This is a genomic window from Streptomyces sp. NPDC111656 (genome assembly GCF_055656965.1).
In genome coordinates, this window is record NZ_JBVKCA010000018.1 from 111,806 (window position 1) to 130,064 (window position 18,259).

The following is an 18,259-nucleotide window of genomic DNA, read 5'->3' on the forward strand; positions in this document are numbered from 1 at the left end:
GGCGGCCCGGCTCCCGCATGTCTGCGGCTGTTGTCCTCGCCGGTAGGTCCTGCTAGGCCACCCTCTCGGGCCGGAGCGGTCGTTCGGCGTCCCGGCCGAGCCGCACGATCACGGTCGGTGTCCGCTCGAGCATGCCAAGGTCCTGCTCCTGCAGGGCAATCACCAGTGCGGTCTCGGGCAGCGCCTCGGACAGTGCGGCCAGGAGCGCCTCGGCGGTGGGGGGCAGGCCGGCCACCGGCTCGTCGAGCAGCGGCGCCGACCGACGGCCGCAAATTCCTTCAACCGAGCGGGCAGCGGATCTTCGGCCCTGTCCGCGGCCAGTTCATCCAGGAGCACGGCGGTGGTGCTCACGAGGTGGTCCCCGCCCCGATGCCATCGATGCCCGCGACGTCCGTCATCGTCGCGGAGGCGGACGTCCTGCGAGACGAGGGCGAGGCGTACGCCGCCAGACTGCGCGACGCCGGTGTGCCGACGGCGGCTGTGCGCTACCAGGGGGCCATCCACGGCTTCGCTGTCGTTCGGCACCACGGTGGGCCAGTGGGTGCGGCAGCGCAGACTCGACTCCTGCAGGCACGAGCTGAGCCGGGCACCGAACCGAAGGGTCACCGTGGCCGCTGTGGCGCATCGCTGGGGCTTCCGCAGCCCATCGCACTTCAGCCGCACCTTCCGGGACGCCTACGGTATGTCCCCGAGCGAATGGCAGGCACTGGCGGCGTCGGGCGTCGGCTCGCTGATCACCAACGCGCCGGTTGCCGGCTGAACTTCGACTCGCTGGCGGGGCCAACGACGGAACACCCTTCAGGCTGCCTCGGGCCTTTCGCCCCGCCGACCGGGGACCGTCGACGAGGGCACGAGCTTCCCGTTCTGCTGCCCCCGGCCGGCCTGATGCGTCCGCTCGCCCAGCTGCCATGCGCGAGGCGACATTCCGTACGCAGCGCGGAAGACGCGGCTGAAGTGGCTCGGGCTCACGAAGCCCCAGCGCCGGGCGACCGCCGCCACCGTGGAGGTCCTACCCGCGGCCTGCGACAGATCTCGCCTGCATCTGTCCAGCCGCTGCTGAAGGATCCAGCGGCACACCGTGGTCTCTTCGTGCTCGAAGAGCTTGTGGAGATACCGGACCGAGACGCGCAGCGCGGCCGCGACCACTTCCGGTGACAGTCCGGGATCGGACAGATTCCGAACGATGTATTCCTTGATCAGCGCCAGCATGGCGTGAGCCGATTCCGGCGCCTGGGGGTTCAGCTTTCCGGACCGCTCCTGGACGAGCAGAGCCAGGAGGTCCGTTGCCACGATGCCGAGACTGCGTCGGACGGACACATCGAAGGGCCCCACGCCCTGGGCCAGGCGTGTCAGGTACGTCGCCACGAGTCCGCTGCTGCCTTCGCTGTTCGAGAAGACGGTGGCGGTCAGTGTCCGCAGGTCCTGCTCAGGCACCCGTAGATCGTTGCGGGGCAGGTGAAACGCCGTGAAACTGAACCCGTTCGGCAGTTCCTTCCGGAAGGGCCGGCCGGAGTCGGACATGGCGAACTCGACCGGCCGCAGGAGGACTTGTCTGCCGTCCTGTTCGAGCGTGGCGGTCCCGCTGTGCTAAAGCGCGACAGTTCTCCTGCAGGGATATGAGGGGCTCGACCCGGCCGTCAGCCCAGCTCCGTGTCCAGCCACTGGAGGACCTCAGCCGTCACCGGATCCGTGATGTCGTTCAACTCCTCATGCCGCTTGAGGTACTTGGCCACATAGGGGCACACCGGCACGATGCGCTTGCCCGACCTGCGCACTTCGGCGAGTGCCTCCTGGACCAGCTGCGCGGCCAGCCCCTGGCCGGCGAAGGCGTCGTCGACTTCCGTGTGGTAGAAGACCCGCTGCTCACCACGGTCGCGGTAAGCGGTCAGGCCGACACGCTTCCCGTCGACGAGGATTTCGTAGCGGTGCCGGTTGTCCACCCGCTCGACGGTCGGAGTGGCGGAAGGCTGAGGCATGGGGATCGGAATCCTTTCGTTTGGTGCGGGTCAGCGGCGCGGTGGATTTGCGCGCGGTGAGATCACGATGTTCGGCAGGGCAGGCGCGGGGAGGCGTCGCCGGCGTAGCCGTCGACCGTGCCGAAGCGTTGGGAGGCGCTCTGCCAGTCCTCCCGAGCCCCCAGCAGGAAGGTGAGGACCAGCAGCAGCACTGGCGTGAGCGCGTCAGCGAACGCCAGCGCGGTCAGCGCGCCGGAGACCGCGAGCATGGCCAACTGCGCGGCCAGGAGCACCCCGCGATGGTCGTAGCGGTCGGCGACCACCCCCGAGGGCAGAGCCAGGAGCACGACCGGCAGGCTGGAGGCCGTCTGGACGAGCGTCACCAGTGCCCCGCCGTGCCCGATCAGGAGCCATTGCGCGCCCACCATCTGCATCCAGCTGCCGATGCTGGAGACCAACTGGGCGATCCACAGGGCACGGAAGACACGCGCCGCGAGCGGCGCCCATGTCGAGTCCGGCTGCGGGGGCTGTGTCGGTGTGGAGGGCGGAGCGGTGCTCATGCTGGTCCATGCGGGGTGAGTGCGGAGGTGGTTGGCTCCGGCAGGTGTCGCGTACGTGTATGTCAGGCGGCCGTTGTTGTGGTGAAACCAAGCGTGTCGAAAGTAAGGCCGGCCCACCGGTCGTTGTTGACCGTCAGCGCACAGGGTGCGTTCCCTCGGTGCAGTGTCACCAGCCGGCCGGTGGGTCGCTCAGGGCTGCGGCCGGATCCAGGGGGCATCGGCGGTCGAGAGGCGATGGGTGGTCACGGAAGTGACCGCGAGCAGCACCAGCGCCAGGCCCAGGGTGAGGACGAGATGGCCGTGGAGGACGAGCTGGGCTCCGATGAGGGCGCCGAGGAACATGGCGAGCACCGCCAGGATCCGGCGGCCGGGGCGAGGCGCCTTGCCGCCGGCCGGAGTGGAGTCCGCTGCCAGGCCCGTCAGGGTCAGGGTCAGAACGGTCGTGGTGAGGTCCGGAACGCCGAGGCGCCGGGCAACCGCGTTCTGCAGGCCCATGGCGAGCCCCAGGAACACGATCAGGGTGTACCGGACACCGGTGGTGACCTGCCCGTCCGATATGGCGGCGACCACCACGGTGACCGCGACCAGGACCGTCTGCACGGCCGTGGCCGAACTCAACAGGCGCCCACGGTGCGTGGCGAACCGCGTGCCCAGCCGGCCCCCTGCGAGCGCACCGAGCAGGAACGCGGCCAGCGACACGACGGACGCGAGTGCGGACAGGCTCTCGGCGCCCGCCAAGGCGAACCCGAGGAAGACCACGTTGCCGGTCATGTTGGCGACGAAGACGTGCCCCAGCGCCAGATAGCTCACTGCGTCGACCAGCCCGGTGGCCACCGTCAGGGTCAGCATCAGGGGAGGCAGCGGCCCGTGCCGTTCCTCTCCGCGCGGCACCAGAGTGCGGGCCGCGTCACTCAGCAGCCTGCGCATACCGCGTCCCTTCCGTTGCGGTGGTCGACCGGTGCAGCATCACGCGGGTGAGCAGTGCGCTCGCCGGCCCGATCACGATCGCGGCGACGGCGAGCCACGCCGGCCAGGGGGTGACGCCCAGCGCGCGGTCCACGGACCACCGTCCGGGCCCGGTCAGGGCCAGTGCGGCGGAGACGACGACGAGGACGAGGGGGTATTCGTAGCCGTCGTTCTGGACCCACAGTCCCTTGTGCCGCTTGACGGTGCCCGCGACCGTCATCACGCCCATCGCCGCCATTGCGGCCAGGGGCGTGAGCAGGCCGGCTGCCAGGAACAGGCCGGAACCGATCTGACTGGTTCCCGCAGCGAGCGCGGTCAGCCGACCGCCGCGGAATCCGTCACGGCGGAACTCCTCGGTTCCGCCCGCCAATCCGTTGCCTCCGAGCCGGAAGCTCACCTTCTGCACTCCGTGCCCGGCGATGAGCAACCCCACCACCAGCCGGAGGACCAACAGTCCAGCGTCCATCGTGTTCCTGCCTGTTCCTGACGTTCCTGTTCCGGCGCGGGGATCAGCCGGCGGCGTGGGCGCCGATGACGGCCTGCGCGTAGACCATCCCGAGGCCGTAGGCGCCGCCGTGCTCCTTGACCACGTCGCCCACGGCGGCGTACGTCTCGGTGCGCGCCCAGTCGCGCTGGAGCTCCAGGAGCACCTGCACCCAGGTCACCGGGACTGCGCCGCCCTGCACCATGCGCTGGATCGCGTGCTCGTGGGCCTGCGGGCTGACACCGCCGGACGCGTCGGTGACCACGTAGACCTCGTAGCCCTGGGCGATGGCGGACAGCGCGGGCAGGACGACGCAGACCTCGGTCCACAGGCCGGCGATGACGAGCCTCTTGCGCTCCGTGGCCTTGACCGCCTCGACGAATGCGAGGTCCTCCCAGGCGTTCATCGTGGTGCGGTCGATGATCTTCTGGTCGGGGAAGACGGCTGCCAGTTGCGGCATGATCGGGCCGGAGAACGACTCGGCGGCCACGGTGCTCAGGACGACGGGGACGTCGAACGCCTTGGCGGTCTTGGCCAGGCCCACGGTGGAGTTGATGATCGCGGTGCGGTCGCCGCTGCCGGTGCCGAAGAACATCTGCGGCTGGTGGTCCACGAACAGCACCGCGCAGTTGTCGGGGGTCAGCAGGTCGGGGCTGGGGGCCGCGGTGACCTCGGAGATGTTGACCATGAGTGTGAACCTTTCTCGGTAAACGGTGGCGCGGACCGCTGTCCGTGCCGTGGGAAGTACCGTCCGGTGGGACGGAGCGGGCTGGTGTCCCGGAGGGGGCGGCTCAAGGACCAGGCCCCTTACGGGAGTTCAGAGGACGAAGCAGGGATCGAAAGGCGTGCTCGCGGCATCCGGGGCGAGACCCCGCGCGATGCGCCACTGGCGGTGCTGCCCCGACTCGGCAATGGCCTGGCCGAGCAACTCCGCTTGGTGGGCGCCAGGAAGGGCCGCCCGACGGGACACCTGGTAGCCGCCGAAGTGCGCCACAGGGCTCCAGGCCGGGCTGACGGGAGGAAGCTCCTCGTCGAGCCCCTCGTACTCGCCGGTGGCGTAGACGATCCGCCCGCCTGTCACCGTCAGCAGCGACTCGATGTGTGCGATGTCCCGCTCGGGCACGGCGAAGTAGTCCTCGGACAGGACCGCCAGGTCCCCGTAACATCCCGGCCGGAGCACGCCCTTGACCTCGTCCTCGCCGGTCAGCGCGGCGCCTGCCCGCGTGAACATCGCCAGCGCCGTCTGCCGGTCGACGCGGTTCGTCGGCGGCCGGAGCGCCAGATCGCCGACAGTACGGCCGCTGACGAGCCAGTGCAGGGCGACCCAGGGGTTGTAGGTGGAGACCCTGGTGGCATCGGTGCCGGCGCCCACGGTCAGGCCGCGGTCCAGCATGGCCCGGATGGGCGGGGCGTCCGCGGCGGCGCCGGGGCCGTAACGGCGTACGAACGCATCGCCCTGGAAGGACAGGCGGTTCTGCACGGACATCGCGCCGCCGAGGGCGGCGACGCGGTCGAGACTGTCAGGGGAGACGGTCTCCGCGTGATCGAACAGCCATCGGTTCCCTGCCGGAAAGAGCCCTTCCGCGGCCAGCTTCTCGAACACCGAGAGATCGCGGCGGATGGTCTCGTCATACGTGGCGTGCAGCCGGAAACCCCACCCGTTCTCCATGAGCAGGCGCACAGCCTTCTCGAACTCCACCTCGTAATCAGACGTGTGTTCCGGACGCGGCTGGGCGAAATTCTCGAAATCGGCCGCCGCCCAGGTGAGGTTCTCACCCGCACCGTTGAGGCGCAGCCATTCGTCCCCGTCCTCGGGGCGGGCTATTTCGATCCAGCGGGCGAGGTCGTCGATCTCCTGACCCGCTGTCTGCGGGAAGAGGTGATAGGCGATACGCAGCGACAACTGTCCGGCCTTGGCCAGCTCGATGACGGTGCTGTAGTTGTCGGGGAAATTTTGGAAGCCGCCGGCGGCGTCGATCGCGGAGGTCAGTCCGAATCTGTTCAACTCACGCAGGAAATGACGGGTCGAGGTCTTCTTGTCCTCGCCCTCCAACACCGGCGCCTTGGCCAGAGTCGAGTAGAGGATGAGGGCGCTGGGAGCGGCCAACAGCATGCCGGTCGGTTCCCCGTCCCGGCCCCGGACGATCTGGCCGCCCTTGGGGTCGGGTGTGTTCCGGGTGTATCCGGCGGCCTTGAGGGCCGCGCGGTTCAGCACCGCCGACTGGTACAGGTGCAGGACGAACACCGGGGTGTCCGGGGCGGCGGCGTTCAGTTCGGCGACGGTCGGCAGCCGGCGTTCGGCGAACTGCTCGGCCGACCACCCACCCACCACCCGCACCCACTGGCCCTTGGGAGTACGAGCGGCCTGCTCACGCAGCATCGCCAGCCCCTGACGCAGGCTGCGCACGCCGTCCCAGCGCAGCTCCAGCACGTAGTTGAGACCCCCGCGAATCACGTGCAGGTGGGCGTCGTTGAGGCCGGGAATCACCCGTCGCCCGAGCGCGTCGACCACCTTCGTGCCCGCGCCGATGTGGGGAGCCACGTCCTTGTCGTCACCGACAACCGTGATGACGCCGTCGTGGATGGCGAGCGCCTCCGCATGGGGGCGACCCGGGTCGCCGGTGTGGATCTTCGCGTTGCGGACGACGAGGTCCGCGGCATCGTCGATGGCATGCGGAACCAGTCCGCCGACGGGCATGGTTGACATCTCTTGAGACCCCCTCCGGGAGAACGACTTCGATTCGAGTCATGGCCGGTAGCGGCGGACTTCGGCGATTCCGTCATGCACGAATGCCCGTTTGCTCGAATCGAACCGAGTGAATTCCACCGACACTCGTCGTGCCCTGAGAACGAGGGCAGGCCCTGTGGATGAGGGGCCGCGGTTGCATGGTCATCACCATAGACACGACCGACGTGCCCATCATGTCCTGTCAGTGCACAGGACTTGGCCTAACAGCGCACCGGCTCATCCATGTTCTCAATGTCATTCGAAAGGCCCGAAGGCAACCGTGCACTGTGAGGACAGTGGCGGTGCACCCGCGGGCAATTGCCGCGCGGCCCCGCGGTTTAACGTGGCGAACAGCGGCTCCGGGACGTCCTTCGCGGGATCCTGGCCGTATTGCCGGAAGGGCCGGCGTCCCCACGACCAATTCAGGAGATTCACATCTCCGACACCGTCAAGCCGGTTCAGCCGGTGCTGGAGCCCGCGGCAGCCGCTTTCGCGGAGGCCACCGCCAATCCGCCGTACCTGTTCGACCTCGCCCCGGCGGAGGGTCGCAAGGCCGTCGACGAGGTGCAGTCCGGCGAGATCGAGCTGCCGGACATCGACGAGGAGTGGATCACCGTCTCGGGCGGTCCGACGGGCAGTGTCCGGGCCCGGATCGTCAAGCCCGCCGGCGTCACCGGCATCCTCCCGGTGATCCTCTACATCCACGGCGCGGGCTGGGTGTTCGGCAACGCCCACACCCACGACCGCCTGGTCCGCGAGCTCGCCGTCGGCGCCGACGCGGCCGTGGTCTTTCCCGAGTACGACCTCTCGCCCGAGGCCCGCTACCCGGTCGCCATCGAGCAGAACTACACCGTCGCGCAGTGGGTCGTACGGGAGGGTGCGTCCAAGGGGCTGGACGGCACCCGCCTTGCGGTGGCCGGTGACTCGGTCGGCGGCAACATGACCGCCGCGCTCACCCTGATGGCCAAGGAGCGCGGCGATGTCCCGCTGCTCCAGCAGGTGCTGTTCTACCCGGTCACCGACGCGAACTTCGACACCGGCTCCTACCACCAGTTCGCAGAAGGCTACTTCCTGCGCCGCGACGGCATGCAGTGGTTCTGGGACCAGTACACGACCGACGAGGCCGACCGCGCCCAGATCACCGCCTCCCCGCTGCGCGCCACCACCGAACAGCTCACCGGCCTGCCCCCGGCCCTGGTCATCACCGGCGAGGCCGACGTCCTGCGCGACGAGGGCGAGGCCTACGCGGGCAAGCTCCGCGAGGCCGGCGTCCCGGTCACGGCGGTGCGCTTCCAGGGCATCATCCACGACTTCGTGATGCTCAACGCCCTGCGCCCCACCCACGCCGCCCAGGCCGCCATCACACTCGCCACCCGCACGCTGCACACCGCGCTGCACGCCGGCTGAACCCAAAGAGGGAACCCCGACATGACTACGCCCATTCCCACCGTCGTTCTCGTCCACGGCGCGTTCGCCGACGCGGCCAGCTGGTCCGGGGTCATCGACGAACTGCAGCGTCACGGCATCCCGGTGATCGCGCCGCCCAACCCGCTGCGGGGCCTCGCCGCTGACGCCGCCTATGTCGCCTCCGTGGCCGCCCAGATCGACGGCCCCGTCAACCTGGTCGGACACTCCTACGGCGGCGCGCTCATCACCGTGGCCGGTACCTCCGAGAACGTCGTCGGGCTCGTCTACATCGCCGCCTACGTCCTCGAGGAGGGCGAGAGCCTCGGCGAGTTGCAGGGCCGCTTCCCCGACTCACCGCTGGTGAGCAACCTCAAGCAGTGGACGTACCCCGTCGAGGGCGGTGACCCTGCGGTCGAGGTCACCATCTCCGCCGACGCCTTCCCGTCGGTCTTCGCCGCCGACGTGCCCGCCGACGTCACCAAGGTCCTGGCCGGGGCCTAACGGCCCCTGGCCGTCGGGGCGTTCGAGGAGACCGCCGCCGTGGCCGCGTGGAAGACCAAGCCGTCCTGGGCCCTGGTCGCCGGCGCGGACGAGGCGATCAACCCCGAGGTCGAGCGGTTCGGCGCCAAGCGCGCCGGGGCGACCGTCGTCGAGATCGCGGGGGCGTCGCACGCGGTCGCCGTCTCCCAGCCGAAGGAGGTCGCCGACCTGATCCGCGACGCGGTGCGGGCGACGAGCTGAGCAGTGGGAACCAGCTGCGCGGACGAACTCGTTTCGTCCGCGCAGCTGTGTTTCCACATCAATGCCGCACTCGACCGGGCCGGTCGACCACCGTGACCACCACGACCAGGGCCGCCGCCAGCAGACCGGCGACCAGGGCCGGTGCCGGGGAAAGAGCGGCCACCAGGACAGCGACCGCCACGGCGGGAAACGCAAGCTGTTCGACAACGCTCTGCTGGTGCGGCCGGACACGGATGGCCCACATGGTGATCAGGAAGATCGCCACCGGCATGGTGACCGCGGCTCCGGCTGCCGGCGACGGGACATCGGTGCGCCGCGTGATCACCTGGGCGTACGCCGCCAGGCCGGCTCCTTCGGCGGCTGCCGAGGCGAAGATCAGATAGTGGCCGTACGCCCAGGTGAACCTCTTGCGATGGGCCTGGTGCGTCGTGGCGAGCAGCCTGTGCGCCGGCCTGGCGAAGTACAGCCACCACATGGCGAAGACCAGGAGCAGGCCGCCCGCAGCCAGCATGTACAGCGCACCGGCGTTGTGGTGCCGGTCAAAGGTGCTGTGGACCGCCGCCACGGCGGCAGCGACGGACTCACCGAGCACGATGAGGGTGAACAGTTCGTACCGCTCGGCTATGTGGTGCGGATGCCACGGGGTCATCCCGGCGGACTGCGCCCACATCGGGACGGAAACCTCGGCAACGATCAACACGATGATGGCCGGCAGCTGCGCTGGGGCCGGAAGGAAGAGCATCCCGACCCACCCGATCTGGCAGCCCGTCACTCCGGTGGCGAAGCGGAGGGCCGTCCGCCGCCGACCGGGGTCCGATCGCGCGGCACGCAACCACAGGGCCGCCAGGGCCGTACGCAGCACCGCGTATCCCAGCGTGATGACGCGCAGGTCGCCTTCCTCGAATGCCCGTGGGACGCCGGCGGCGAGAACGAGGGACCCCGTGATCTGGACCAGCACCATCAATCGGTAGAGGACGTCGTCCGGGTCGTAGGCGGAAGCGAACCACGTGAAGTTCATCCACGCCCACCAGATGGTGAAGAACACCAGCGCGAAACGCAGGGAGCCGGTGATGTAGTGACCGCCGGTCACCGCTGTGCTCAGGCTCCCGGACGCCTGCGCCACCGCGATGACGAAGCACAGGTCGAAGAGGAGTTCCAGCGACGTGGCGCTCCTGTGCGGTTCACCGGGGTCCCGGCCCAGCATGCTGCTGTCGGATCCCCCGTGCCATCGTCCGACTCGCGGCGTACGCCTTGGGGAGAAGCGGCTCAGCGAAGGGCTCCCAGAGCGGCTTCCACAGTTCGGTGGAAGGTGGGATAGGTGTAGATCATGTGCTTCAGGCGCTCGACGGGCACTTCCGCGTGGACGGCGACGTTGAGCCCGTACAGCACCTCCCCTCCCGCCGGTCCCGCCGAGGTCGCCCCGATCAGCACGCCCCGCTCGGAATCCTCGACCAGCTTGATGAAGCCCTCGTTTCCCGGCCCGTGTATCCAGCCGCGCGTGGAGGAGGCGATCGGCAGCAGGCTGGTGCGCACCCGCAGCTGCTGGTCGCGTGCTTGACGCTCCGTCAGTCCCACGGCCGCGATCTCGGGGTCGGTAAAGGTGACCCGGGGCAGCGCCCGGTAGTCGGCATCGGGGCCAGGACTCCCGAGGATGTCCCGTACGGCGATCTCCGCCTGGTACATCGACACATGCGTGAAACTGCCGTGGCCGGTGATGTCGCCGATCGCCCAGAGCCCTTCCCCGGCTCGCATCTGCCCGTCCGTCGGCACGGTCTGTGCCGAAGGGTCGAGACCCGCCGCGTCGACGCCGACCGCAGCGAGGTCGGCACGGCGTCCGGTGGCGACGAGAAGCCGTTCGGCGCGCAAGGGCTCCGACTCATCCTCGAGATGGACGATGAAGCCGGTGCCGTCATGGCTGACCTGTCGGGCCCGGGCCGAGGTGAGAACGGTGACGCCGTCCCCCCGCAGGACCTTGTCGGCCAGATGCCCGGCTTCCGGTTCTTCCTGCGACAACAGCCGGTCCTGCCCTTCCACCACGGTGACCGCGCATCTGAAGCGGGCGAAGACCTGGGCGAGTTCCACGCCGATGGCGCCCCCTCCGAGCACGATCATCGAGGCCGGCAGCTCCCTGGCCGCCATGGCGTCCCGGTTGGTCCAGTACGGCGTCTCCGTGAGGCCCGGGACCGGAGGAATCCGGGGCCGGGTCCCTGTGGCCAGGACCACACCCTGCCGGGCTTGGATCGTGCGCCCGCCGATCGTCACCTGGCGTGGCCCGGTGAGCCGTCCCGCTCCGCGGACGAGCCGGCCGCCCTTCGCCGCGAGGCGGTCGGCGGCCACCTCGTCGTTCCAGTCGTCGGTGGCCTCGCCCCGGATGCGTCCGGCAACCCGGCTCCAGTCGGGAGTCACCTTCACTTCACCGGCGAGGGAGGGCGCGCGACCTGCCTCGGCGAGCAGGTTCCCGGCCCGGATCATCATCTTGCTGGGCACGCACCCCCAGTACGGGCACTCGCCCCCGACGAGCTCCGCCTCGATCCCCACCACATCCAGCCCGGCCTCTGCCAGCGTTCCCGCGACGTACTCGCCTCCGGGCCCCAGACCCAGGACGACCACATCGGCCTGCTCGCTCACTCTCATGTCTTTCCTTGCCGCTCGTTGACGCACTCAGTCCGCGAGAGGCTAGAGGCGGCGAAGCACCGGGCCGTGCCCGCCAGCGCACGGGGGCTTGCCCGAGAACGAACGGCGGGACCGCTCCCTGGCTCGGTGCGCTGCCGAGCAACGCCGCATGCACTCTTGGGCAACGAGGCCGCCGCGCGGGTACTTAGTGTCACTGCTGCAACAGAGCCCGGATCGCAGGAGGCGGATCATGACCACCAGTTCCCAGCACGTGAGCAGCCAGCCGCGGCTGCATCAGAAGGGCGAGATCATCCAGGAGTTCGGGACCGTCAAGCAGTTCCCCCTCGGTCTGTCCTACGAAGCCCGCATGTACTCCTGCCAGCGACTCAACAAAGTCCTGGCCGACACGCAGATCCTCTACGGCCTCTACAAGAAGCACCACTGGCTGATGCGCGGGGCGACCTTCTACCAACTGCACCTGGTGCTGGACAAGCACGCGGGAGAACAACTCGAGCTCGTCGATGCCCTCGCCGAACGGGTCCAGACCCTGGGCGGTGTCGCGGTGGGGGACCCCCGGCACGTCGCCGAGATCACCTCGATCCCGCGCCCGCCGGACGGTGTGGAGCAGGTGCCGGCCATGCTGTCGCGGTTGCTGGAAGCACACGAGACCATCCTGACCGAGGCCCATGACGCGGCTGCACGCACAGGGGAGTTGGGCGACGACGGCACCAACGACCTGCTGGTCTCACAGGTGATCCGGACCGGCGAACTCCAGGCGTGGTTCCTGGCCGAGCACCTGGTGGACACCCCTCTGGTCCGTGCCTGAACGGGCATGAAGCGCCGGTGCCGGCAGCTGCGGCTCGGCGTGAACAACGCCGTGTCGTGCCGTTACACGGCGTGGATCCGCGGTTGGTGGAGGCCGTCGTCCCGGTGACAGAGCCCCTCGGCTCATGCCGACGGCCCAGCGGCTGCACGCGGCACTCCGCCGTGCCGGCACGGCGCGGGCTCTTGAAGGGGAACCGGGCGCCGGCCCCGTGGCCGCGCTCCGGGCGGGGACAGTCGTGGTGAAGGCGGCCGGGCGGTGACCGGCCCGTGCACTGCCAGGCCCCGGACCGTGCGCTGACGGCCAATCTTTCTCCCGGACTCATCCTTAGCGTGACCGCAGCGGCCTCGTATCCGGACCGCCGCGCGGAACCAAGTCAGGAGCAGCATGCTCAGCCAACCGAGACCCCCTGGACGCCGCCGAGCCACCCTGGCTCTGGCAGCGGCTGGGGCCCTGGCCGTCGCACTGACCGCATGCACGAGCTCCGACAAGGGTGTCAGTGCCACCGGCAGCGGCCCGGTCGCCGGTACCACCCCGAACGCGAGTACGTCGGCAACGTCAGCGGCCCCGACGCGGTCCTCCGCGTCCCCCGCGACGTCCGTCCGCTGCCGCACTTCAGACCTGCGTGCCTCCATCGGCCCGAACGATCCCGGAGCCGGTCAGGAGAACTTCGCCGTCGTCCTGACCAACGGCTCCGGCCGCACCTGCACGGTCTACGGCTTTCCCGGCATCGCCTTCGTAGACGGCGCGGGCGAGGCGGTCACACCGGACCCCGAGCGGCCCACCGGCCAGGAGGAGCCGACGGTGACGCTGAAGCCCGGCGCCAGTGCGTGGTCGGCGCTGACGTTCACCAACCCGGAGGTCACCGGCGTGACCACCGTGACCCCGACGGCGGTCCTCGTCACCCCGCCCGACGAGACCGAGTCCTTCAAGGTGGCGTGGAAGGGCGGCAAGGTCTCCAACACGGGCAAGGCGTCGGTCCCGCAGGTGAGCCCCTTCAGGCCGGGCGACGGCGGCTGACCTCCCAGGAGCCGACGTCGGCCGAGCGACGTGAACCGGTCCGGCCGCACCGACCGCCGCCTGCGCGGCAAGTCGCGCCCGCTCGATGCCCAGAACGCGGCCAGGGCGATGCTGAGCGGTCGGGCACGCGCCCAGGCCAAGTCAGGCGACGGACCGGTGGAGATCGCCCGGATGTACAAACTCGCCAAGGGGTCGGGGTTCAAGGCCCGCACCCAGGCGATCAATCAGCTCAAGGCTGTCCTCGTCAGTGCCGACCCGAACCTGCGGGAAGAACTGGCCGTACTGCACGACGCAGAACTCTTCCGCACCTGCGCAGCGCTCGCCGACGACGGCGAGAACCACGAGGACGGTTCAGAGACGGTGCTGCAGGCCACCCGCATTGCCCTGTGTCTGCCGGCCCGGCGAATAGGGCAGCTCACCGAGCAGATCCAGGACCTGGAAGGCCGCCTGGCCCGGCTCGCGGCACGCCACGCCCCGCACCTGCTCACCGTGGTGGGTATCGGTCCCGACACGGCAGTCACTCTGCTCATCACGGCCGGGGACAACCCGGAACGGCTGGACAGCGAGGCGTCCTTCGCCGCGCTGTGCGGTGTCAGCCCTGTCGAGCGTTCCTCGGGGCGCCGGCAGTTCCGCCGTCTCAACCGCGGCGGCGACCGGCAGGCCAACGCCGCGCTCCACCGCATCGTGTTCACTCGTCTGTGGGTCGACCCGCGCACCCAGGGCTACTACGAGCGCCGGATCAAGGAGAGAAAGACCCGGCGTGAAATCGTCCGTTGCCTCAAACGCTATGCGGCCCGGGAGGTCCTCCACCTGGTCAAACAGCTGCAGCCAGACCCCCGCTCATAGGGGCTGTGTGATCAGTGGTCATAAGCGATCAAGGATCGTATGACGGGCTGGCCGGTCTTGTGGTTGTGCCAGACCGCGGCGGCCATCGCGAGGATGCGCTGGGCGACGCGGACGGCGACACCTTTGAAGGTCCGGCCACCGTGCTGTTCCAGGTCGAGCTGACCTCTGAGGGTGTCGTTGACCGACTCGGTCAGCTGCCGCACCGACTTCAGAAGGCTCTCGCCCTTGCGCTTCTTCTCGCGCTTGAAGGAAGGACGCAGCAACTGCGCGCCCCGGAAGGCCAGATCGGCCTCGAACTCCTTGGAGGCGAAACCCTTGTCCGCGATCACCAGCAGGCTCGGCCGGTCTGTGGCCAGGTGCGGTTCGCGGTCCAGCATCGCCGACAGCACCTCCCGCTCGTCCGGCTTCGGGTTCGCCAGTGCCCACAGGATGGGCATCCCGGTCGGGGTGCACACCAGGAACAGGCGCAGGCCCCAGAAGAACCGGGAGTGCGAGGCGCAGTACCCGTATCCGGCCCAGCCGGCCATGTCCGACCGCTTCACCGTCGGCCGCGAGCGACCACACTCCACCGGCGTGGAGTCGACGATCCAGTGGCTGTCGAACCAGAAGTCCGTATCGACAGCAAGCAGCCGTATTGCCTTCTTGACCAGCGGCAACGCTGCCCGCAGCCGCTTGTTCCAGCCTGGCTGCCTGGGCACGTACGGGAACATCGCTCCCAGCCGGGAGTCCACGAACCGCAGCCAGCGCGACTCCGAGGTGAAGCCCAGCAGAGCCTGCGCCACGGCAAGGGTGACCAGCTCGGAATCCGTCAGCTTCGGCGGTCGGCCAAGCCGTCGGATACCTCCGATCTCGTCGTCGATCTTCACGTACAGTGCGGTCAGCAGGGCGTCCAGGTTGTTCGTCACACAACGATCTTGGACGCCCCGTCTGCGTTCCCGGACACACCCTCAGCATTCGGAATGACTCGTCTAGGTCTCCAAGAGATCTTGGACCGCGAATCAGCCGTGGCCGACTCGCGTACCGCAGCGGGCGGTGTCCCGCCATTCGCGGGGAGACACACCGTATGCTGCTCGGAAAACCCGGCTGAAGTGGGCGGCACTTGTGAAGCCCCAGCGACCGGCTACCGCCGCGATGGTCCGGTTCCCCCGGGCCCAAAGCATCAGGTCGCGTCTGCATTCCTCCAGCCGGCGGCGCCGGATCCACTGGCCGACCGTCCTGCCTTCGTTCTTGAAGAGCTTATGCAGGTACCGCACGGAAATGTGGTGGGCTTTGGCAATCACCTCGGGAGACAGATCTGCGTCGGCCAGATGCAGATCGATGAACTCCAGGATCCTTGGCACCAACGCCGACTGTACGTCGGGCGTTCCCGTCGCGTCCCTGCCCAATTGCTCCGTAGCGAGGGTGGCCAGCAGGTTCACGGCATTCCAGGCGAGCGTCGCACCGACCGGAGGCTGGGCCGCCGACGCGGCGTCGGCCAGGTCAGACAGGAGCGGCGACAGCAATGTGCCCAGACAGGAGGTACGCGTGACAGGAGCCTTCGCGAGCTGGTGCACCTCGGACTCCTCGAGCCTGAGCAGCTCACGCGAGACGAGGAACACCTTCATGCGGAAATGCTCGGGGAAGTCCAGCGTCGGCGGATGGTGCACGTCGTAGAAGCAGACATCTCCCGGGCCGAGGAAGATATCCGCGGCCTCTTGCACGGAGGGTGCGCCACGGCCTCCTCGGACACCCACGAAGAGATAGTCGCCGCTGTCACGGGCGATGAGCCGCTGGGGGCGTCGGGGACGGCCTGGACCATCGCCCAGCGCGCCCCACTCCGGGTGCGGCCGCCTCTCCTGAAGCAACAGTGCAGGCGCCCCGTCTGTGAGGACGATGTCGAGGCCCATGGGCATCCGGCACACTTTGTCGTGCCGCAAAGGCGGCTGTGGCGAACCCGTCTCGCCGCCCAGGGCCTCGAGGGTGCTGGTACTAAACATCATCTGCTGTCGCCTCCGAACAGTCGTTATGTGAAGCGGCGACAGGGTCGAGCGCGGGGAATCCCCTGCTTCGCGGATTCCCCGGTCGGCCCGAACAGACGGTCATCCACTTCGCCGGGAGCGTAGGTCGGCAGGTGTGCAAAAGAAGTGAAAAAGGAGTGACGGACCTCCGCTGCCTCTGACCCCGAGGCTGGTTGACGGCGTCGGCAGCAGCGGCGGCCAAAAAGCCGTCGCATGCGCGGCAGCGATGGCCAAGGGCAGGCGGCCGCGCCGGTGATGATCTCGTGGGCTGCTTCGGCTCGGCGGCCAGACGCTCAAAGCCGATACGCAGGGCGAGCGAAGCGTGGGCGTCCAGGGTGCGGCAGTTCCCGCGGCAGCGGATCGGCTCCTGCAGCGATCAGGCTGGGCAGTCGGTTGCGGCTGGTGCCCAGCGCCGGGCTGCCCGGCGAGAGGGCAGCAGGGGTGGACCTGCTCGGTGTCGGCGGAGTCGTCGCGGAGTACGCGAACCCGTCGCCCGTCAGCAGACTGCGGTGCAGGCGGCCAGCGAGCGCGTTTACAGCGCCATTGTCTGCGCCTGCTTGAGGACCACTCGGTCCTCAAGCAGCCCGCAAGCGAACTGGAAGCCACACAGCGGTGATTCGGCGCGTGGGCGCGATTACCGCGAGGCACATCCAACCGGCCCAGTTCGTCCGGCTCGCCGCGGCGCGGCCTGGCCGTGCCGCGGCGAGAACTCGCCATCGCCTACCATGCGGCACTGCACCTCGCCGCCATCCTCATCTTGGCCCGAAGCTGACGAAAGGGGCAGAGCCGGCATCCTGCGCCGGCTCGTGCCTCCAGCCCGGAGCTAGTCGCAGTGACTGAGAAGCTGGTTCAGGTGGTGTGAAGGGCGGTGCGCAGGGTGCCGGTGGCGAGTGTGATGGCGGCCTGGGCGGCGTGGGTGGGGCGCAGGGCGTTGAGCATCACGAAGTCGTGGATGATGCCCTGGAAGCGCACGGCGGTGACCGGGACGCCGGCTTCGCGGAGCTTGCCCGCGTAGGCCTCGCCCTCGTCGCGCAGGACGTCGGCCTCGCCGGTGATGACCAGGGCCGGGGGCAGGCCGGTGAGCTGCTCGGTGGTGGCGCGCAGCGGGGAGGCGGTGATCTGGGCGCGGTCGGCCTCGTCGGTCGTGTACTGGTCCCAGAACCACTGCATGCCGTCGCGGCGCAGGAAGTAGCCGGTGGCGAACTGGTGGTAGGAGCCGGTGTCGAAGTTCGCGTCGGTGACCGGGTAGAACAGCACCTGCTGGACCAAGGGGACATCGCCGCGCTCCTTGGCCATCAGGGTCAGCGCGGCGGTCATGTTGCCGCCGACCGAGTCACCGGCCACCGCAAGGCGCGTGGCGTCCAGGCCCCTTGCCGCGCCCTGCCCGACGATCCACTCGGCGACCGCGTAGTTCTGCTCGATGGCGACCGGGTAGCGGGCCTCGGGCGAGAGGTCGTACTCGGGAAAGACCACGGCGGCGTTCGCGCCGACGGCGAGCTCGCGGACCAGGCGGTCGTGGGTGTGGGCGCTGCCGAACACCCAGCCGGTGCCGTGAAGGTAGAGGACGACCGGCAGGGTGCCCTCGGCGCCGGCGGGACGAACGATCCGCGCCCGGACGCCGCCCGTGGGGCCGCCAGTAACAGTGACCCACTCCTCGTCCACCGCCAACTTGCGGACGTCATCAAACGACTGAGCCTCCTCGATCGCCAAGCGCCCTTCAGAGGGCGACAGCTCGAAAAGGAACGGCGAGTTTGCCGTCGCCCTGGCGAATAAGGCTGCCACGGCCTCGAGAACCGGAGCGACGAGACAGCCGGCGACGTCAGACATCTGATGTGCTCCTTGGTTGCGTGGGGGCAGCAACTCCGGCGGTCAGCCAGACCTGGTGGGGTGCGGGAGTGCCGCGCACACGCTAGGGCCGCAAGGAGGTGGAGACATAGTCCGGGAGTGCACACATGTGGTTTCCTGGCGCACTGGGATTCCCCGCTGCGGATACGCAGGGACCGAACGGAATTCCCCTCTGTCCTCGCGAGATCGGCGAGATCGGCACGCGTAGCGGCTTCGTCCGGGAGCGAGGATCAGTTGTTGGAGCGGCCCTCTGGCCGCAATGCTAGGATATTTT

At 69.1% G+C, this 18,259-nt stretch carries 18 protein-coding genes and 3 pseudogenes; 7 read left to right on the top strand and 14 right to left on the bottom strand.

Annotated features, from left to right (window positions below; all coding sequences use genetic code 11):
* Nucleotides 1-52: 52 nt before the first annotated feature.
* On the bottom strand, nt 53-235 hold the full coding sequence (locus tag ACZ7M3_RS39510) for a hypothetical protein (protein WP_472070081.1): 183 nt from the start codon (nt 233-235) through the stop codon (nt 53-55).
* A 143-nt stretch (nt 236-378) separates the two neighbouring features.
* On the opposite strand from ACZ7M3_RS39510, the pseudogene ACZ7M3_RS39515 reads away from it, so the two are divergent.
* Nucleotides 379-453, top strand: a pseudogene (locus ACZ7M3_RS39515) (hypothetical protein); the annotation flags it as partial.
* 88 nt (nt 454-541) lie between these two features.
* Entirely contained in the window at nt 542-760 is a 219-nt protein-coding gene (locus ACZ7M3_RS39520; protein WP_472070083.1) for a helix-turn-helix domain-containing protein, read from the top strand.
* A gap of 38 nt (nt 761-798) precedes the next feature.
* Here ACZ7M3_RS39520 and ACZ7M3_RS39525 read toward each other — a convergent pair whose 3' ends face one another.
* The 8 genes and pseudogenes from ACZ7M3_RS39525 to ACZ7M3_RS39560 all read right to left on the bottom strand — a co-directional run bounded on the left by ACZ7M3_RS39525 (nt 799) and on the right by ACZ7M3_RS39560 (nt 6,672).
* Nucleotides 799-1,209: a helix-turn-helix domain-containing protein gene (locus ACZ7M3_RS39525; RefSeq protein ID WP_472070275.1), complete on the bottom strand. Its 411-nt coding sequence runs from the start codon at nt 1,207-1,209 to the stop codon at nt 799-801.
* 66 nt (nt 1,210-1,275) lie between these two features.
* Nucleotides 1,276-1,575: pseudogene (locus ACZ7M3_RS39530) on the bottom strand (AraC-like ligand-binding domain-containing protein); the annotation flags it as partial.
* Nucleotides 1,576-1,637: 62 nt separating this feature from the next.
* Entirely contained in the window at nt 1,638-1,976 is a 339-nt protein-coding gene (locus tag ACZ7M3_RS39535; RefSeq protein ID WP_472070085.1) for a GNAT family N-acetyltransferase, read from the bottom strand.
* Nucleotides 1,977-2,038: 62 nt separating this feature from the next.
* Nucleotides 2,039-2,515: an MFS transporter gene (locus ACZ7M3_RS39540; RefSeq protein WP_472070087.1), complete on the bottom strand. Its 477-nt coding sequence runs from the start codon at nt 2,513-2,515 to the stop codon at nt 2,039-2,041.
* Nucleotides 2,516-2,704: 189 nt separating this feature from the next.
* Nucleotides 2,705-3,442 (bottom strand): YoaK family protein, encoded by a 738-nt coding sequence (locus tag ACZ7M3_RS39545; protein WP_472070089.1) that lies wholly within the window; start codon nt 3,440-3,442, stop codon nt 2,705-2,707.
* Nucleotides 3,423-3,947: a DoxX family protein gene (locus tag ACZ7M3_RS39550; protein ID WP_472070091.1), complete on the bottom strand. Its 525-nt coding sequence runs from the start codon at nt 3,945-3,947 to the stop codon at nt 3,423-3,425. Before ACZ7M3_RS39550 ends, ACZ7M3_RS39545 begins: the two co-directional genes overlap by 20 nt.
* A gap of 43 nt (nt 3,948-3,990) precedes the next feature.
* On the bottom strand, nt 3,991-4,653 hold the full coding sequence (locus ACZ7M3_RS39555) for a hydrolase (protein ID WP_472070093.1): 663 nt from the start codon (nt 4,651-4,653) through the stop codon (nt 3,991-3,993).
* Between the two features lie 129 nt (nt 4,654-4,782).
* A complete protein-coding gene (locus tag ACZ7M3_RS39560; protein WP_472070095.1) occupies nt 4,783-6,672 on the bottom strand; it encodes an amidohydrolase in 1,890 nt (629 codons plus the stop codon).
* A 456-nt stretch (nt 6,673-7,128) separates the two neighbouring features.
* Here ACZ7M3_RS39560 and ACZ7M3_RS39565 point away from each other — a divergent pair, with 456 nt between their 5' ends.
* Nucleotides 7,129-8,100 carry an alpha/beta hydrolase gene (locus ACZ7M3_RS39565; RefSeq protein ID WP_472070277.1) on the top strand — a complete coding sequence of 324 codons (972 nt, stop codon included), beginning with the start codon at nt 7,129-7,131 and terminating at the stop codon, nt 8,098-8,100.
* 21 nt (nt 8,101-8,121) lie between these two features.
* Nucleotides 8,122-8,841: pseudogene (locus tag ACZ7M3_RS39570) on the top strand (alpha/beta fold hydrolase).
* 58 nt (nt 8,842-8,899) lie between these two features.
* On the opposite strand, the gene ACZ7M3_RS39575 reads toward ACZ7M3_RS39570, so the two are convergent.
* Nucleotides 8,900-10,045, bottom strand: coding sequence for a low temperature requirement protein A (locus ACZ7M3_RS39575; protein WP_472070097.1), 1,146 nt, complete (start codon nt 10,043-10,045; stop codon nt 8,900-8,902).
* A gap of 62 nt (nt 10,046-10,107) precedes the next feature.
* On the bottom strand, nt 10,108-11,475 hold the full coding sequence (locus ACZ7M3_RS39580) for a dihydrolipoyl dehydrogenase family protein (protein WP_472070099.1): 1,368 nt from the start codon (nt 11,473-11,475) through the stop codon (nt 10,108-10,110).
* Between the two features lie 229 nt (nt 11,476-11,704).
* Between ACZ7M3_RS39580 and ACZ7M3_RS39585 the strand changes: the two genes are divergently transcribed.
* The 3 genes from ACZ7M3_RS39585 (at nt 11,705) to ACZ7M3_RS39595 (ending at nt 14,143) form a co-directional block, all read left to right on the top strand.
* The gene (locus ACZ7M3_RS39585; protein ID WP_472070101.1) at nt 11,705-12,280 is read left to right on the top strand and encodes a Dps family protein; all 576 of its coding nucleotides are present in this window, start codon (nt 11,705-11,707) and stop codon (nt 12,278-12,280) included.
* 384 nt (nt 12,281-12,664) lie between these two features.
* Nucleotides 12,665-13,297, top strand: a complete 633-nt coding sequence (locus tag ACZ7M3_RS39590) for a DUF4232 domain-containing protein (RefSeq protein WP_472070103.1) — start codon at nt 12,665-12,667, stop codon at nt 13,295-13,297.
* Nucleotides 13,298-13,327: 30 nt separating this feature from the next.
* Nucleotides 13,328-14,143, top strand: a complete 816-nt coding sequence (locus ACZ7M3_RS39595; protein ID WP_472070105.1) for a transposase — start codon at nt 13,328-13,330, stop codon at nt 14,141-14,143.
* 11 nt (nt 14,144-14,154) lie between these two features.
* Here the strand turns inward: ACZ7M3_RS39595 and ACZ7M3_RS39600 are convergent, their stop codons facing one another.
* The 3 genes from ACZ7M3_RS39600 to ACZ7M3_RS39610 form a co-directional block, all read right to left on the bottom strand.
* Entirely contained in the window at nt 14,155-15,048 is an 894-nt protein-coding gene (locus ACZ7M3_RS39600; protein WP_472070107.1) for an IS982 family transposase, read from the bottom strand.
* Between the two features lie 93 nt (nt 15,049-15,141).
* Nucleotides 15,142-16,029, bottom strand: coding sequence for a helix-turn-helix domain-containing protein (locus ACZ7M3_RS39605; protein WP_472070109.1), 888 nt, complete (start codon nt 16,027-16,029; stop codon nt 15,142-15,144).
* Nucleotides 16,030-16,989: 960 nt separating this feature from the next.
* Nucleotides 16,990-17,967 carry an alpha/beta hydrolase gene (locus ACZ7M3_RS39610; RefSeq protein WP_472070111.1) on the bottom strand — a complete coding sequence of 326 codons (978 nt, stop codon included), beginning with the start codon at nt 17,965-17,967 and terminating at the stop codon, nt 16,990-16,992.
* Nucleotides 17,968-18,259 lie beyond the last annotated feature (292 nt).